The organism is Amycolatopsis sp. NPDC003861, assembly GCF_053605405.1.
On the sequence record NZ_JBSGJD010000102.1, the window covers coordinates 14,135 to 30,408 of the forward strand.

Below are 16,274 nucleotides of genomic sequence, written 5' to 3' on the forward strand. Positions count from 1 at the left end.
CGGGAAAGCACAAACTCAGAAAGCGAAACCGCCGGAACCCGCCCAGCCGAGCGCGAACGCCGGGACCAGGCCCAGCACCAGCGTCACCGCCGTGCCCAGGAAGATCGCCGTTCCCGTGCCGAAGCCCGGGACCGAAACCGACGGGCCGTCCGCCGCCGGCTCGGAGAAGTACATCAGGACGATCACCCGCAGGTAGAAGAACGCCGCCACCGCGCTGAACACCAGGGCCACCACCACCAGCGGGGCCATTCCGTCCGACAACGCCGCCGAGAACACGACGAACTTCCCGATGAAACCGGACGTCAACGGGATACCCGCCAGCGCCAGCAACAGGAACGTGAACACCCCGGCCAGCAACGGCGAGCGCTTCGCCAGCCCCGCCCACGCCGACAGGTGCGTCGCCTCGCCCGACGAATCGCGCACCAGGCTGATCACGCCGAACGCCGCCAGCGTCGTGAAGCCGTACGCCAGCAGGTAGAACAGCGTGCTCGACAGCCCGTCCTTCGTCATCGCGATCGCACCCACGAGCAGGAAGCCCGCGTGGGCGATCGACGAGTACGCCACCATGCGCTTGACGTCCGTCTGGGTCAGGCCCAGCACCGCGCCGATCACCATCGAGATGATCGCCACGCCCCACAGGACGCCGCGCCACTCCCAGGACGTCGACGAGAATGCCACCGACAGCACGCGCAGGATGCCGCCGAACGCCGCCACCTTCGTGCACGCCGCCATGAACGCCGTCACCGGCGTCGGGGCTCCCTGGTAGACGTCCGGGGTCCACGTGTGGAACGGGCCGACCGACCCCTTGAACAGCAGGCCCACCACCAGGAGACCCAGGCCCGCGAACAGCAGCGTGTCCGACCGGTCCGAACCCGCCGCCGCGGCCGCGATCTCACCCAGCTTCACCGAGTTCGCGTAGCCGTACAGCAGCGCCAGGCCGTACAGGAAGAACGCCGAGGAGAACGCGCCCAGCAGGAAGTACTTGACCGCCGCTTCCTGCGAGAGCAACCGGCGGCGCCGCGCCAGGCCGCACATCAGGTACAGCGGGAGCGACAGCACCTCCAGCGCGATGAACATCGTCAGCAGGTCGTTCGCCGCGGTGAACGCCATCATGCCGCCGAGGGCGAACAGCGTCAGCGGGAACACCTCGGTCTGCATCACCGTCGCCGTCTGGGCGCGGTCCTGGACCGTGCCCGGGCGGATGCCGGCCTGCGCGACCAGCGCGCCGCCCGGCTCGACCACGCGGTCCGAGATCAGCAGCACCGCGCCGACCGCCAGCGCCAGCAGCGTGCCCCAGAGGAACAGCGCCGGCCGGTCGATCGAGATCGCGCCGCTGAACGTCGTGACGCCGCCCGCCGGGGCGCTGCCCGTCGCGTAGATGATCAGGCTGACGCCGGCCGCGACGATCGACGCCAGGCTCAGGCCCACCTGGATGCCGAACCGCGAGCGCTTCGCCGCGAACGCCTCGACCAGCACGCTGACGCACGCCGCGCCGAAGACGATCAGCACCGGCAGCACCGCCGGGTAGTCGATCGACGGCGTCGTGATCGGCGTCGGCGCCTGGGTCAGGAGGATGTCGAGCACTTTTACTTGCCTCCCTGGACCGCGGACAGCGTCTGCTGCACCGTCGGGGTGACTGTGTCGAGCACCGGCTTCGGGTAGAAGCCGAGAACGATGATCAGCACGACCAGCGGCGCGAGGATCGCGATCTCGCGGCCGTTGAGGTCGGTGATCGCCTTCTTCGCGCCCAGTTCCGGCGCGATGGCCGTACCCGGGCCCCCGCCGACGCCCACGAGAGCGTCACCGCGGACCGGGCCCTGGAAGACCCGCTGGTAGAGCCAGAGCACGTATGCCGCGGCCAGGACCATGCCCACCGTGGCGAGGATCGTGTACACCGGCTGGTCCACAAAGGACCCGATGAGCACCAGGAACTCCGAGACGAACGAGTTGGTGCCCGGCAGGGACAGCGTGGACAGACCGGCGAGCAGGAACAGCCCGGCCAGCAACGGCGTCACCTTGGCCATGCCGCCGTAGTCCGAGATGCGCGACGACCCGCCGCGCGCGATCACCAGGCCGATCACCACGATCAGCATGCCGGTCGCCAGGCTGTGGTTGAGCATGTACGTCGCCGAGCCGACCATCGCCTGCTCGTTGAACGCGAAGATGCCCAGCGAGATGAAGCCGAAGTGCGCGATGGAGACGTAGGCGATGAACCGCTTCATGTCCCGCTGCCCCGCGGCGAGGATCGAGCCGTAGAGGACACCGACCACCGAGAGCACCAGCACCAGCGGCGCCAGGGTCTTGCTCGCCTCGGGGAACATCGGCAGGCAGTAGCGCAGGAACCCGAACGTGCCGACCTTGTCCAGCACGCCGACCAGCAGGACGGCGACGCCGATCGGCGCCTCCCCCGCCGCGTCCGGCAGCCAGGTGTGGAACGGCACCAGCGGCGCCTTGATCGCGAAGGCCAGGAAGAACCCGAGGAACAGCCAGATCTGCGTGGACAGCGGCGCGTCGCGCACCACCGTCACCAGCGTGGCCCAGTCGAACGTGCCCTTGCCGAGCTTGTCCGACGCCAGCGAGTACGCCCCGATCGCCGACGCCAGCATGATCAGGCCACCGAGGAAGGAGTACAGGAAGAACTTCACCGCCGCGTACTGCCGGTTCGCGCCGCCGTAGCCGCCGATGAGGAAGTACATCGGGATCAGCATGATCTCGAACAGCACGTAGAACAGGAAGACGTCGGTCGCGGCGAACACGCCGATCGTGAGCGCCTCCTGCAGCAGGATCAGCGACAGGAACCCGCCCGCGCTGCGCCCCTCCGGGAGCTTGTCCAGCGTGCCGAGCCCGCCGACGACGATCGGCACCAGCAGCGCGATCACCGCGATCATGATCAGCGAGATGCCGTCGGTGCCGAACGCGATGTGCACGCCGAAGCTGGGGATCCAGTCGAAGCTGGACGTCATCTGCAGCCGCGCGCCCGAAGGCGAGTAGCTGAGCCAGAACGGGATGATCAGCACCAGCTCGAGCAGCGAGAACCCGAACGCCGTCAGCACCGCGGCGCGATCGTTCCCCTTGAGGAACGCCAGCACCAGGGAGCCGGCGAGCGGCACCAGGATGAGGATGAGCAACCAGGTCATCAGGAGAACCTCACCAGCAGGAGAGCCGCCAGAAGCAGGAACGTGCCGCCCAGCATCGACAGCGCGTAGGACCGGACGAACCCGGTCTGGAGCCGCCGGAGCCGACCGGATCCGCCGCCGAGACCGGCGGCCAGGCCGTTGACCGCGCCGTCGACGCCGCGGTTGTCGACGTACACCAGCGCCCGCGAGAGCCAGGTGCCCGGGCGGGCCACCAGCGTCTCGTTGAGCGTGTTGCCGTACAGGTCCTTGCGCGCGGCCCGGGTGACGAACGAGACCCGCTGGGGCTGCTCGACCGGGACGTCACGACGGAAGACCAGCCAGGCGATCAGGGCGCCGACCGCGGACAGCGCGACGGTGAGCCACGGGATCAGGGCCGCCGGAAGGGCACCGTGTTCGTGGTGCTCCGCCAGCTCGCCGACGGTGGGGGTGAGCCAGGTCGCGAACCGGTTGCCGATCGCGAAGAAGGCACCGGCGCCGACCGAGCCGACCGCCAGGATCGCCATCGGGATCCACATGATCGGCTTCGCCTCGTGCGGATGGAAGTCGTGCCCGTCGGCGGACTTGAGGTTCTCCCACCGAGCCTTGCCGAAGAAGGTCATCATCATCAGCCGGGTCATGTAGAACGCGGTGAGGCCGGCGCCGATGAGCGTGGCGAGACCGAACACCCAGCCCCGCCAGGCCTCCTGGCCGAAGGCCGCCTCGATGATGGCGTCCTTCGTGTAGAAGCCCGACAGGAGCGGGAAGCCGATCAGCGCGAGGTAGCCGAGGCCGAAGGTGACGAAGGTGATCGGCATCTTGCGCCAGAGGCCGCCGAACTTGCGCATGTCGACTTCGTCGTTCATCGCGTGCATGACCGAACCGGCCCCGAGGAACAGCCCGGCCTTGAAGAAACCGTGCGCGACCAGGTGCATGATGCCCAGTGCGTACACGCCCGGGCCGAGGCCGACCGCCAGCATCATGTAGCCGATCTGGCTGACCGTCGAGTACGCCAAGACCTTCTTGATGTCGTCGTAGGCGCAGCCGATGACGCACCCCAGGAGCAGGGTCACCGCGCCGACCAGGGTGACGACCAAGCGGCCGTCCGGGGTCGCGTTGAAGATCGGGTTCGAGCGGGCCACCAGGTAGACGCCCGCGGTGACCATCGTGGCCGCGTGGATGAGGGCCGACACCGGGGTCGGGCCCTCCATCGCGTCCGGGAGCCACGCCTGGAGCGGGAACTGGCCGGACTTACCGCAGGCGCCCAGCAGGAGCAGGATCGCCATCGCGGTGATCGCCCCCGTGGAGAACTTGCCGTCGCCGACCGCCTTGAAGACCTCGGCGTAGCCGGTCGAGCCCGCGTACTTGAACATGATGAAGATGGCCAGCGCGAGCCCGACGTCCCCGACGCGGTTCATCAGGAACGCCTTCTTCGCCGCGGTGGCGGCGGACGGGCGGCCCTGGTACCAGCCGATGAGCAGGTAGGACGCGAGACCCACGCCCTCCCAGCCCAGGTAGAGCGTCACGAAGCTGTTGCCCAGCACCAGGATCAGCATCGAGGCGACGAAGAGGTTGAGGTACGCGAAGAAGCGGTATCGGCCCTCGTCGTCGGCCATGTAGCCGATCGAGTAGTAGTGGATCAGCATGCCGACGCCGGTGATGAGCAGGACGAACGTCAGCGACAGCGCGTCGATCCGCAGCCCGAAGTCGATCTGCAGCGCCCCGACCGGGATCCACGAGTAGACCTTGGTGTCGGTCGTCGTGCCCGTGTCGGCGCTGAAGAACAGGATGACGCCGTAGACGAAAGCCAGCGTGACGGTGGCACAGCCGAGCAGATGCCCCCAGGCCTTCGCGCGCTTCCCCGCCAGCAGGAGGATCAAGGCGCCGAGACCGGGGAGGGCCACCAGCAGCCACGATGATGCGGTCACTCGGGGGTCTCCTAGTACTTCAGCAGGTTGGTGTCGTCGACCGAGGCCGAGCGCCGGGTGCGGAAGATGGCCATGATGATCGCCAGGCCGACCACGACCTCGGCGGCCGCGACGACCATGACGAAGAACGCCATGATCTGGCCGTCGAGCCCGCCGTTGATCCGGGCGAAGGTGACCAGCGACAGGTTCACGGCGTTGAGCATCAGCTCGATGCACATGAACACGACGATCGCGTTGCGCCGTACCAGCACGCCGACCGCGCCGAGCGCGAACAGCAACGCCGACAGCAGCAGGTAGTACGTGGGGGTCATGCCTTCTCCCCTTCCGAGCCTTCCGGAGTGCCCTCGGAACCGACCAGGGCGTGCGCGTCCGGGTGCGGGCCCTCGTCCGCGACGAGCTTGCGTTCCTTCGCCAGCTCGATCGCCGAAGTAGACTCGATGATCGCCGACAGCGACTCCGGGGCGACCGTGCCGTCCGGCAGCAGCGCCGGGGTGGCCACCGAGTTGGCGGTGGCGAAGACACCCGGGCCGGGCAGCGGCGACGGCCGGTCGTGCTCGCCGCGGAACCGCAGGAGCACCAGTTCCTTCTGCGTGAGCTTCCCGCCCTTGGCGTGCCGGTCGGTGAACGCCAGCACCATCGCGCCGATCGCGGCGGTGATGAGCAGCGCCGACGTCAGCTCGAACGGGAACAGGTAGTCGGTGAAGATCAGCCGGCCGAGGCCCTTCGGCCCGCCACCCGCGGGAGTGGCGGAGTCGAGCGGGACGGCCGGGGTGACGTTCGCCAGCGCCCGGTAGATGCCGGTGGCCAGCAGCGCGGCCAGCCCGATGCCGAGCACCGTCGCGGCCAGCCGCTGCCCGCGCAGGACTTCGACGACCGAGTCCGAGCTCTCCCGGCCGACCAGCATCAGCACGAAGAGGAACAGCATCATGATCGCGCCGGTGTAGACGATGATCTGGGTGAAGCCCAGGAACGGCGCCGACTGGATCATGTACAGCGCGCCCAGGCTCAGCATGGTCAGCACCAGCCACAGCGCCGAGTGGACGGCGTTGCGGGAGAAGATCATGCCGAGCGCGCCGAGCAGCGAGAGCGGGCCGAGGACCCAGAACGCGATCGCTTCGCCGGTGGAAACACCGGCCGACGGGGAAGGCGCCGCGGCCAGAACTGCGGAGATCACTTGACGCCCTCCCCGCGTGCGAGCTCGGGGCCGTTCACGTAGTAGTCCTGCTCGTTCTCGCCGAGCCGCATCGGGTGCGGCGGCTGCTCCATGCCGGGCAGCAGCGGGGCGAGCAGGTCTTCCTTCGTGTAGATCAGCCGCTGGCGGTCGTCGTCGGCCAGCTCGTAGAAGTTGATCATCGTCAGCGACCGGGTCGGGCACGCCTCGATGCAGAGGCCGCAGCCGATGCAGCGCAGGTAGTTGATCTGGTAGTCCGCGCCGTACCGCTCGCCCGGCGAGTACCGGGCTTCCTCGGTGTTGTCACCGCCCTCGACGAAGATCGCGTCCGCCGGGCACGCCCACGCGCACAGCTCGCAGCCGACGCACTTCTCGAGGCCGTCCGGGTGGCGGTTCAGCTGGTGCCGGCCGTGGTAGCGCGGGGCGGCGGGCGCGCCGGCCTCCGGGTACTCCTCGGTGGCGACCTTCTTGAACATCATCCCGAAGGTGACGCCGAAGCCCTTGACGGGATCAAGAAACCCCATCTTGTGCCCCTTCCTTTGCGGTACCGACGGCCGCCGGCTTGCGGCGGGCCGCCTTCGCCTCGGCCTTGGCCAAAGCCTTCTGACGCGGGGTGGTCTGCGGCACCTTGAGGTCCAGCGGCGGGACCGGGAAGCCGCCGCCGGTGACCGGGATGCTTTCGCTCTCCTCTTCCCGGCTCGCGGCCCGGACGTAGAAGAACAGCGCGACGACGATGAAGATCGCGACCGCGGCGATGATGATGGTCGCGGTGTTCCAGGCGATGACCTTCGCGAACGTCACCATGATGATCCAGACCAGGTTCAGCGGGACCAGGACCTTCCAGCCCAGGCGCATGAACTGGTCGTAGCGCAGGCGGGGCAGCGTGCCGCGCAGCCAGATGAACCCGAAGAGCAGGATGAACATCTTCGCGAAGAACCACAGCACCGGCCACCAGCCGGTGTTGAGGACGTTGTTCCCGATCAGCGACAGCGGCCACGGGGCCATCCAGCCGCCGAGGAACAGCGTCGTCGCGAACGCCGAGACGATCACCATGTTGACGTACTCGGCGAGGAAGAACATCGCGAACTTCATCGAGCTGTACTCGGTGTGGAAGCCGCCGACCAGCTCCGACTCGGCCTCGGGGAGGTCGAACGGGGCGCGGTTGGTCTCGCCGACCATCGAGATCAGGTAGATCACGAAGCTCGGGACCAGGTAGAGGAACCACACCTTGTGCTGCGCGCCGACGATGTCGGCCAGGTTCAGCGACCCGGCCTGCAGGATCACCGCGACGATCGAGAGCCCCATCGCGATCTCGTAGGAGATCACCTGCGCCGCGGAGCGCATGCCGCCGAGCAGCGGGTACGGCGAGCCGGACGACCAGCCGGCGAGCACGATGCCGTAGACGCCGATCGAGGAGCAGGCCAGGATCACCAGCGCGCTGACCGGCAGGTCGAGCAGCTGCAGGACGGTCCGCTCGCCGAAGATCGAGACGACCGGCCCGAACGGGATGGCCGACAGCGCGATCAGCGAGGGCACCACGCACATGACCGGCGCGAGGAAGTACACCTTGCGGTCGGCGGTGTCCGGGATGATCTGTTCCTTGAACGGCAGCTTGATCGCGTCCGCCAGGGACTGCAGGTAGCCGCCCGGGCCGACCCGGTTGGGGCCGGGCCGGTTCTGCATCCGGCCGACCGCCTTGCGCTCCCAGACGATCAGGAAGATCGTCATGATCGGCCCGATCAGCAGGATGACCACGCACTTGAGCAGGATCAGCCACAACGGGTCGTCGGCCAGCAGCGCCGCCCGGGTAGCCGCGTCGGGGACACTCCCGACGGCGGCTTCGGTCAGCAGCGGGGTCATTGCCCACCTCCAGCGAGGTTCACGACGGCGCCGTGCCCGGCACCGAGCGTCTTGAACACGGCCGAGCCGTCCGAGTTGCCCGGCAGCCACACGACGCCGTCGGGCAGGTCGGCGATCTCCACCGGCAGCGTGATCGCACCGCGCTCGGTGCTGACGCGCACGGTGACGCCCAGCCCTTCGGCGGTCTTCGCGGACAGCCGCGCGACCGGGGTGCGCTGGGTGCCCTTGAGGTGCGGCTCGCCGTCCTGCAGCGAACCGTTGTCGATCAGCTGGCGCCAGGTCGAGAGGACCGCCTGGCCGGCCCCCGGCGTGGCGGGCGGCGCGACCTCGGCGGCGACGTGGCTCCAGCGCAGCGCCGAAGCCGGGCCGAGCTTCTCGAAGTCACCGCGCGCCGCGGCCGGCGTCTGCGTGAACAGGTCCGCGTCCATCTCGACGGCGAGGGTGTCGAGCACGCGGCAGTCCGGCAGGGCGCCGGTGCCTTCGATTGTCGTGTCGAACGGGCGGGTGCGGCCCTCCCAGTTCAGGTAGCTGCCGGACTTCTCGTCCGACGCCGCCACCGGGAGCACGACGTCCGCGCGCTCGGTCACCGCGCTGTGCCGCAGTTCGAGGCTGACCACGAACCCGGCGGTGTCCAGCGCGCGCAGCGCGAGGTCCGGGTCCGGCAGGTCGTACGGGTCGACCCCGCCGACGACCAGGCCGCCGAGCTCGCCGGCCGAAGCGGCCAGGAGGATGTCGGTCGCGTCGCGGCCCGGGGTGGCCGGGAGCGGGACGCCCCAGGCGTTTTCGACGGCGACGCGGGCGGCGTCGTCGCCGACCCGGCGGCCGCCGGGCAGCAGCGACGGCACGCAGCCGGTCTCCAGGGCACCCCGGTCACCGGCGCGGCGCGGGATCCACGCGAGCCGGACGCCGGTGCGCTCGACCAGGTCGTGCAGGGCGGCGAAGAGGCCGGGGATCGCGGCGGCGCGCTCGCCGACCAGGACGACCGCGCCTTCGCCGCGCAGGGCCTCGTCGAGGTCCGGCGCGTGCTTGGCGATGCCCTCGACGGCCGCGGCCTCCTGGCCGGGGACGCAGGCGAGCAGCTCGCCGAACGTCTTGCGCACCGACGACGTCGTCCACTGTCCCAAGTGGACGACCCGGGTGCGGTTCTTGCGGGCCGCCTTGCGCAGCCGCAGGAACACGATCGGGGCTTCGTCCTCAGGCTCGAAGGCGACGCACAGGACCGTGCGGGCCCGCTCGATCTCGCCGAAGGTGACGCCCGATTCCGGTGTCACGCCCACGACGTGCGAGGTGATGAACGCCAGCTCCTCGGCCGAGTGCGGGCGGGCGCGGAAGTCGACGTCGTTGGTCTGCAGGGCGACACGGGCGAACTTCGAGTACGCGTAGGCGTCCTCGACGGTCAGCCGGCCACCGGGCAGCACGCCGACGCCACCGTTCGACCGGGCCTCGGTGAGGCCCGCCGCGGCGATGCGCAGCGCGTCGGTCCAGGACGCCTCTTCCAGCTCACCGGTCTCGCGGTTGCGGACCAGCGGGCGCTTGATGCGGTCCTCGGCGCCGGTGTAGCGGAAGGCGAACCGGCCCTTGTCGCAGATCCACTCTTCGTTGACTTCCGGGTCGTCGCCGGCCAGCTTGCGCTGGACCTTGCCGCGGCGGAAGTCGGTGCGCTCGGCGCAGCCGGACGAGCAGTGCTCGCAGACGCTCGGCGAGGACACCAGGTCGAACGGGCGGGAGCGGAACCGGTAGGCCGCGCTCGTCAGGGCCCCGACCGGGCAGATCTGGATGACGTTGCCGGAGAAGTAGGACTGGAACGGCTGGCCGCTGGTCGTCCGCGACGCCAGGTCCAGGACGTCCGCCGTCTCCGCGGTGCCGATCTGCTGGTGGGCGCCGCGCTCGAGGAGCTCGATGAACGGGTCACCGGCGATCTCGCGGGAGAACCGGGTGCAGCGCTGGCAGAGCACGCAGCGCTCGCGGTCCAGCAGCACCTGCGTCGAGATCGGCAGCGGCTTGGGGAACGTCCGCTTGGTGTCGACGAACCGGGAGTCCGTGCGGCCGTGCGCGAGCGCCTGGTTCTGCAGCGGGCACTCGCCGCCCTTGTCGCAGATCGGGCAGTCCAGGGGGTGGTTGATGAGCAGGAGCTCCATCACACCCTGCTGGGCCTTGTCCGCCACCGCCGACGTCAGTTGCGTCTTGACGACCATGCCGTCGGCGACGGTCATCGTGCAGGACGCCTGCGGCTTCGGCATCGGACGGCCGCCCATCTCGACCTCGACCAGGCACTGGCGGCAGGCGCCGGCCGGGTCGAGGAGGGGGTGGTCGCAGAACCGCGGGATGACGGTGCCGAGGCGTTCGGCCGTGCGGATGAGGAGCTCGCCCTTGGGGGCGATGACCTCTTCGCCGTCGATGACCAGCTTGACGTGGCCTTCGGGGACCGGCGTCTCGGTGGTCTCGGGCTTGTCGGGGGCGATCGTCATGCCTGCGCTCCCACGAGTTCGGGCTTGGTCTGTTCGTGCCGGTTCTTCTCGCACAGCGCGAGGAATTCCTCGCGGAAGTACTTGATGCCGCTCTGGATCGGCGACACCGCGCCGTCGCCGAGGGCGCAGAACGACCGGCCGAGGATGTTGTCGCAGACGTCGAGGAGGGTGTCGATGTCCTCCTCGGTGCCGTGGCCCTCGACCATGCGCTCGAGGATCTGCGCCAGCCAGTACGTGCCCTCGCGGCACGGCGTGCACTTGCCGCAGGACTCGTGCTCGTAGAACTGGGTCCACTTCATCACGGCCCACGGCACCGACACGGTCTCGTTGAAGACCTGGACGGCGGTGGTGCCCAGCATCGACCCGGCTTCCGCCGCGCCTTCGAAGTCCAGCGGAACGTCGAGGTGCTCGGCGGTGAACATCGGGGTGGACGAGCCGCCCGGAGTCCAGAACTTGAGCGGGATGCCGTCCTTCATGCCGCCCGCCATGTCGAGCAGCTCGCGCAGGGTCGTCCCCAGCGGGCACTCGTACTGGCCGGGCTTCTCGACGTGACCCGAGATCGAGTAGATCTTCGGGCCGGGCGACTTCTCGCGGCCCATCTCGCGGAACCAGCTCGACCCGCCGTTGACGATGAACGGCGCGCTCGCGATGGTCTCGACGTTGTTCACCGTGGTCGGCGCGGCGTAGAGGCCCGCGGCGGCCGGGAACGGCGGCTTGAGCCGCGGCTGGCCACGACGGCCTTCCAGCGAGTCGAGCAGCGCCGTTTCTTCACCGCAGATGTAGGCGCCCGCCCCCGCGTGCACGGTGATCTTGAGGTCGAAGCCCGAGCCGAGGATGTTCTCGCCGAGGTAGCCCGCCGCTTCGGCTTCGCGCACGGCCGCGTTGAGGCGGCGGATGCAGTGCAGCGCCTCGCCGCGGACGTAGATGAAGCAGTGGTTGGACCGCATCGCGTACGAGGCGATGATGCAGCCCTCGATGAGCGAGTGCGGGTCCGCCATCATCAGCGGGATGTCCTTGCAGGTCCCCGGTTCGCCCTCGTCGGCGTTGATCACCAGGTAGTGCGGCTTGTCGAAGTTCGGCGGCATGAACGACCACTTGATGCCGGCCGGGAAGCCCGCGCCGCCGCGGCCGCGCAGGCCGGAGTCCTTGACCAGCTGGACGAGCTGCTCCGGCGTCCCGGCCAGGGCCTTGCGGACGGCGGTGTAGCCCTCGAGGGCCTCGTACGTCCCGATCTGCCAGGAGTTCGGCGACAGCCAGCGCTTCGTGAGGACGGGGGTAATGGGATCGGCCATTACTTCTTCTCCACTTCTGGCAACGGCACATCGGAAGCCACCGGGGCGACCCAGCCGCGGTCCTGCGCGAGCTTCGCGCCCCGCAGCGTCTCGACGGCCTGCGACGGGCCGTCGACGTCCCGGCGGTAGGCCGCTTCGTCCTCCGGGAAGAACCCGGCGAGCTGCAGCTCGGCGCCCTTGAAGTTCGACAGCGGCGCGCCGCGCGTCGGAGCCGGCTTCTTGCCCGCCTGCAGCGCGTCGACCAGCGCGACGGCCTTGTCCTCGGTCTGGTTGTCGAAGTACTCGTAGTTGACCTGGATGACCGGCGCGAGGTCACAGGCCGCGAGGCACTCGGCGTGCTCGAGGGTGATCGAGCCCGGCTCGTTCGGCGTGCCCGCGGTCTCGTTGTGCCCCAGCGGTTCCTCTTCGGACCCGAGGTGCGTCTGGAGGCGCTTGTAGATCGCATCGCCGCCCATGGCCGCGCACAGCGTGTTGGTGCAGACGCTCACGAGGTGCTCGCCGCACGGCTTGCGCTTGTACATCGTGTAGAACGTCGCGACCGCGCTGACCTCGGCGTCGGACAGGTCGAGCTGCCGCGCGCAGAACGCGATGCCTTCCTGGCTGACGTACCCCTGCACCGACTGCACGAGGTGCAGCATCGGCAACAGCGCCGAGCGGGACATCGGGTAGCGGGCGATCAGGTCCTGCGCCTTGGCGTGGATGTCCGCGTCGAAGATGTCTTCCAGGGGCGTCTCGGTGATGATGCCGGCGGCCACATCGGGGTCCGGCGCGATGGCGACGACGTCGGTGTCGGGCCCCGCCGCGGCGTACGTCGTCGCGGCGTCCTTCGAGCCCGGCTCGGGAACTGCTGTGGTCATCGGTCCACTCCCCCCATGACGGGGTCGATCGAGGCGATGGCGGCGATCACGTCGGCGACCAGGCCGCCCTCGGCCATGGCGGGCATCGACTGCAGGTTCACGAAGCTCGGTTCGCGCACGTGGACCCGCAGCGGCCGGGTGCCGCCGTCGGAGACCAGGTGCGCGCCCAGCTCGCCGCGGGGTGACTCGACCGCCGCGTAGACCTGCCCGGCCGGGACCTTGAAGCCCTCGGTGACCAGCTTGAAGTGGTGGATCAGGGACTCCATCGACTGGCCCATGATCTTCTTGACGTGCTCGAGCGAGTTGCCCATGCCGTCGCTGCCGATCGACAGCTGCGCCGGCCAGGCGATCTTCTTGTCCTCGACCATGACCGGGCCCGGCTCGAGCTTCTCGAGGCACTGCTCGATGATCTTGAGGCTCTCGTGCATCTCGTGCACCCGGATCAGGTAGCGCGACCAGCAGTCGGCGCCGTTGTCCACGGGCACGTCGAAGTCGAACTCGTCGTAGCAGGAGTACGGCTCGGTCTTGCGCAGGTCCCAGGGCAGGCCCGCGGACCGCAGCACCGGGCCGGTGACGCCGAGCGCGAGGCACGCGTCGACCGGCAGGTAGCCGACGCCCTTGAGCCGGTTGCGCCAGATCGGCTGGCCGGTGAAGAGCTTGTCGTACAGCGGGAGGCGTTCCTTCATCGTCTTGACGAACGCCTTGACGACCTCGACGTAGTCGGCCGGCATGTCCTGCGCGAGGCCGCCGGGGCGGATGAACGCGTGGTTCATCCGCAGGCCGGTCAGGTGCTCCAGCAGGTGCAGCACCTCTTCGCGCTCGCGGAAGCCGAGCGTCATCGCAGTGGTGGCGCCGAGCTCCATGCCGCCGGTGGCGATGTAGACCAGGTGCGAGCCGATCCGGTTGATCTCCAGCAGCAGCACGCGCAGCAGCTGCGCGCGGCGCGGGGCTTCGATCTGCAGCAGCTTCTCGACGCCGAGGCAGTACGCCATCTCCGTCGACAGCGGGGCCAGGTAGTCCATGCGCGTCACGAAGGTGACGCCCTGGGTCCAGGTCCGGTACTCGCAGTTCTTCTCGATGCCGGTGTGCAGGTAGCCGATGACCGACCGCAGCTGCGTGACGGTCTCGCCCTCCATCTCCAGCACGAGCCGGAGCACGCCGTGCGTCGACGGGTGCTGCGGGCCCATGTTGATGACCATGCGCTCGTCGTGCTGGGCGTCGGCGATGACGTCGTCCCAGTCGCCGCCCGAGACCGTGTAGACGCGGCCTTCGGTGGTGTCGCGGGAATCGGCGTAGCTGACGTCGTCGGTGCTGTCGGACCCCGGCGCGCTCGTGTCCGTCCCGGTGGTGACGTCGGACAGGTTCTCGGTGCTCACGAGTACGACCTCCGCTGGTCCGGCGGCGGGATCTCCGCGCCCTTGTATTCGACCGGGATCCCGCCGAGCGGGTAGTCCTTGCGCTGGGGGTGGCCGTCCCAGTCGTCCGGCATCAGGATCCGGGTCAGCGCCGGGTGGCCGTCGAAGACGATCCCGAACATGTCCCAGGTCTCCCGCTCCTGCCAGTCGGCGGTCGGGTAGGTCTCCACCAGCGACGGCACGTGCGCGTCCTCGACGTCGAGGGTGACCTCGAGGCGGATGCGGCGCCGGTAGGTCAGCGACGTGAAGTGGTAGACCGCGTGCAGCCGCTGCGGGACGTCGACGCCGTAGTCCACACCGGACACCGAGGACAACAGCTCGAACCGGAGGCCGCCGTCGTCGCGCAGGGCCTTCGCGATCGCGGGCAGGTGCTCGCGGGCGACGTAGAAGGTGATCTCGCCGCGGTCGACCGTCGTCTGCAGGATCGCCTCGGCGGGGATCTTGCGCTCGGCCAGCGCGGCGTAGAACTCGTCGGCGAACTGGTCGAACCAGCCGCCGTACGGGCGTTCGGCCGGCGCCGGGCTGTACGCCGGGAGCCGGACGCCGCCGTAGCCGGAGGTGTCGCCGGTGCCGTGGACGCCGAACATGCCCTGGCGTTCGCGCCCGGTGACGACCGGCTCGGCCGCGCCCGGGCCCGCCGCCGTCAGGCCGGTTTCGGCTCGCTCGGCGCTGGACTGCTCTTCGCCGGGTTGGGGGTTCTCAGTCATCGCTCTACTTCTTCGCGTACTTGATCGACGACGCGACGAGCTCGGTGCGCTCCCCGCTCGCGGCGCGGATGGCGGCGCGGCGGGCGTTGATCGGCTCGTCCTGGATCTTGGCGTGCAGCTTGAGGATCGCGTCCAGCAGCATCTCCGGCCGCGGCGGGCAGCCGGGCAGGTACATGTCGACCGGCACGATGTGGTCGACGCCCTGGACCACGGCGTAGTTGTTGAACATGCCGCCGGAGGAGGCGCAGACGCCCATGGCGAGCACCCAGCGCGGCTCGGCCATCTGGTCGTAGATCTGGCGCAGGACCGGGGCCATCTTCTGCGTGACGCGCCCGGCGACGATCATCAGGTCGGCCTGGCGCGGCGTCGCGCTGAAGCGCTCCATGCCGAAGCGGGCGATGTCGTAGCGGGAACCGCCGACCGTCATCATCTCGATCGCGCAGCAGGCGAGGCCGAAGGTGGCGGGCCACAGCGAGTTCTTGCGCGCCCAGTTGACGAGGCCTTCCAGGCTGGCCAGCAGGACGCCGTTGGGGAGTTTTTCTTCCAGGCCCATGGGTCTAGTTCCAATCCAGGCCGCCGCGCCGCCACACGTAGGCGTACGCGAAGCCGACCGTCGCGATGAACAGCAGGATCTCCACCAGGCCGAAGGTGCCCAGCGCGTCCGCCTGCACGGCGAACGGGTAGAGGAAGACCATCTCGATGTCGAACAGGATGAACAGCATCGCGGTGATGTAGTACGCGACCGGCATCCGCCCGGCGCCGACGAGCGGCTGCGGGGACGGCTCGATGCCGCACTCGTAGGCGGAGAGCTTGGCCTTGTTGTACCGGCTGGGTCCGACGAGCGGCCCGAGCAGGACCGACAGCACGGCGAACGCCAAGGCCAGCACGAACAACAGGACCAGGGGCAGGTAGGGCTTCAGGCTCGGGGCCTCTTGGGCCAGCTGCACCGTGTCGGTCCGGGTCAGCAACGTCAGCACGGGGTCTTCGCCATCCTTTCCGCGCCGCTGCGGTTGTGCTTGTGGTGGGGAACCGCTGGGCCTCGTCGGCACCCTAAGGGACCTGGGTCACACCGCCGAGGGTCAGGGTCTCCTTACGGCCCGTGGCTGGACCGTGAGCAGCTTGTGAAATAGTTCACAAGCCACTCGTCGCGGATGTGAAGGGATTCACAAAGCATGGGGGGAGTCTAGGACGCGACTCACACTCTTGTCCCTAGTACCCCGTGTTATAAGGGTCGCCTAAGTTCCCTCGCCATCGTTGTCACGGGTCGGCAACACCGCGCGCGCGACCTGCGCGAAGGGGCTTCAAGATCGCGATCCGGGCGGACAAAACGGGCGCTGACCTGTGATCTATCCCACTGACCGCACGGCCAACTTGTTAGGCCACTCGTGTGTCCGCGCGCGAGAAAGCGCCCCAATGTGGCGTTGGGCGCATCTGACGCACCCAATGTGGCGTTCGGTGCGGGC

14 protein-coding genes are annotated in these 16,274 nt (G+C 69.2%); all 14 read right to left on the reverse strand.

Annotated features, from left to right (window positions below; genetic code table 11):
* Nucleotides 1–15: 15 nt before the first annotated feature.
* Genes nuoN through ACWEVN_RS24590 form a run of 14 tightly spaced genes read right to left on the reverse strand, consistent with a single transcriptional unit; the run spans nucleotide 16 to nucleotide 15,788 of the window.
* Nucleotides 16–1,584 carry an NADH-quinone oxidoreductase subunit NuoN gene (gene nuoN / locus ACWEVN_RS24525; protein WP_449682201.1) on the reverse strand — a complete coding sequence of 523 codons (1,569 nt, stop codon included), beginning with the start codon at nucleotides 1,582–1,584 and terminating at the stop codon, nucleotides 16–18.
* 2 nt (nucleotides 1,585–1,586) lie between these two features.
* A complete protein-coding gene (locus ACWEVN_RS24530; RefSeq protein ID WP_449675973.1) occupies nucleotides 1,587–3,137 on the reverse strand; it encodes an NADH-quinone oxidoreductase subunit M in 1,551 nt (516 codons plus the stop codon).
* Nucleotides 3,137–5,041 carry an NADH-quinone oxidoreductase subunit L gene (nuoL, locus tag ACWEVN_RS24535; protein WP_452052835.1) on the reverse strand — a complete coding sequence of 635 codons (1,905 nt, stop codon included), beginning with the start codon at nucleotides 5,039–5,041 and terminating at the stop codon, nucleotides 3,137–3,139. Before nuoL ends, ACWEVN_RS24530 begins: the two co-directional genes overlap by 1 nt.
* Before the next feature lie 11 nt (nucleotides 5,042–5,052).
* Nucleotides 5,053–5,352, reverse strand: a complete 300-nt coding sequence (gene nuoK, locus ACWEVN_RS24540) for an NADH-quinone oxidoreductase subunit NuoK (protein WP_003081840.1) — start codon at nucleotides 5,350–5,352, stop codon at nucleotides 5,053–5,055.
* The gene (locus tag ACWEVN_RS24545; RefSeq protein ID WP_449682203.1) at nucleotides 5,349–6,215 is read right to left on the reverse strand and encodes an NADH-quinone oxidoreductase subunit J; all 867 of its coding nucleotides are present in this window, start codon (nucleotides 6,213–6,215) and stop codon (nucleotides 5,349–5,351) included. The genes nuoK and ACWEVN_RS24545 overlap by 4 nt, the downstream gene beginning before the upstream one ends.
* A complete protein-coding gene (gene nuoI, locus ACWEVN_RS24550; RefSeq protein ID WP_003081846.1) occupies nucleotides 6,212–6,736 on the reverse strand; it encodes an NADH-quinone oxidoreductase subunit NuoI in 525 nt (174 codons plus the stop codon). Before nuoI ends, ACWEVN_RS24545 begins: the two co-directional genes overlap by 4 nt.
* Nucleotides 6,723–8,072 carry an NADH-quinone oxidoreductase subunit NuoH gene (gene nuoH / locus ACWEVN_RS24555; protein ID WP_449682204.1) on the reverse strand — a complete coding sequence of 450 codons (1,350 nt, stop codon included), beginning with the start codon at nucleotides 8,070–8,072 and terminating at the stop codon, nucleotides 6,723–6,725. The genes nuoI and nuoH overlap by 14 nt, the downstream gene beginning before the upstream one ends.
* Entirely contained in the window at nucleotides 8,069–10,540 is a 2,472-nt protein-coding gene (locus tag ACWEVN_RS24560) for an NADH-quinone oxidoreductase subunit G (protein WP_452052836.1), read from the reverse strand. Before ACWEVN_RS24560 ends, nuoH begins: the two co-directional genes overlap by 4 nt.
* The gene (gene nuoF / locus ACWEVN_RS24565) at nucleotides 10,537–11,832 is read right to left on the reverse strand and encodes an NADH-quinone oxidoreductase subunit NuoF (RefSeq protein ID WP_364514206.1); all 1,296 of its coding nucleotides are present in this window, start codon (nucleotides 11,830–11,832) and stop codon (nucleotides 10,537–10,539) included. The genes ACWEVN_RS24560 and nuoF overlap by 4 nt, the downstream gene beginning before the upstream one ends.
* Nucleotides 11,832–12,689 carry an NADH-quinone oxidoreductase subunit NuoE gene (nuoE, locus tag ACWEVN_RS24570; RefSeq protein ID WP_452052837.1) on the reverse strand — a complete coding sequence of 286 codons (858 nt, stop codon included), beginning with the start codon at nucleotides 12,687–12,689 and terminating at the stop codon, nucleotides 11,832–11,834. Before nuoE ends, nuoF begins: the two co-directional genes overlap by 1 nt.
* The gene (locus ACWEVN_RS24575) at nucleotides 12,686–14,065 is read right to left on the reverse strand and encodes an NADH-quinone oxidoreductase subunit D (RefSeq protein WP_449682207.1); all 1,380 of its coding nucleotides are present in this window, start codon (nucleotides 14,063–14,065) and stop codon (nucleotides 12,686–12,688) included. Before ACWEVN_RS24575 ends, nuoE begins: the two co-directional genes overlap by 4 nt.
* Nucleotides 14,062–14,811: an NADH-quinone oxidoreductase subunit C gene (locus ACWEVN_RS24580; RefSeq protein ID WP_452052838.1), complete on the reverse strand. Its 750-nt coding sequence runs from the start codon at nucleotides 14,809–14,811 to the stop codon at nucleotides 14,062–14,064. The genes ACWEVN_RS24575 and ACWEVN_RS24580 overlap by 4 nt, the downstream gene beginning before the upstream one ends.
* Before the next feature lie 4 nt (nucleotides 14,812–14,815).
* On the reverse strand, nucleotides 14,816–15,364 hold the full coding sequence (locus ACWEVN_RS24585) for a NuoB/complex I 20 kDa subunit family protein (protein ID WP_043783847.1): 549 nt from the start codon (nucleotides 15,362–15,364) through the stop codon (nucleotides 14,816–14,818).
* A 4-nt stretch (nucleotides 15,365–15,368) separates the two neighbouring features.
* Nucleotides 15,369–15,788 carry an NADH-quinone oxidoreductase subunit A gene (locus ACWEVN_RS24590; protein WP_206790918.1) on the reverse strand — a complete coding sequence of 140 codons (420 nt, stop codon included), beginning with the start codon at nucleotides 15,786–15,788 and terminating at the stop codon, nucleotides 15,369–15,371.
* Nucleotides 15,789–16,274 lie beyond the last annotated feature (486 nt).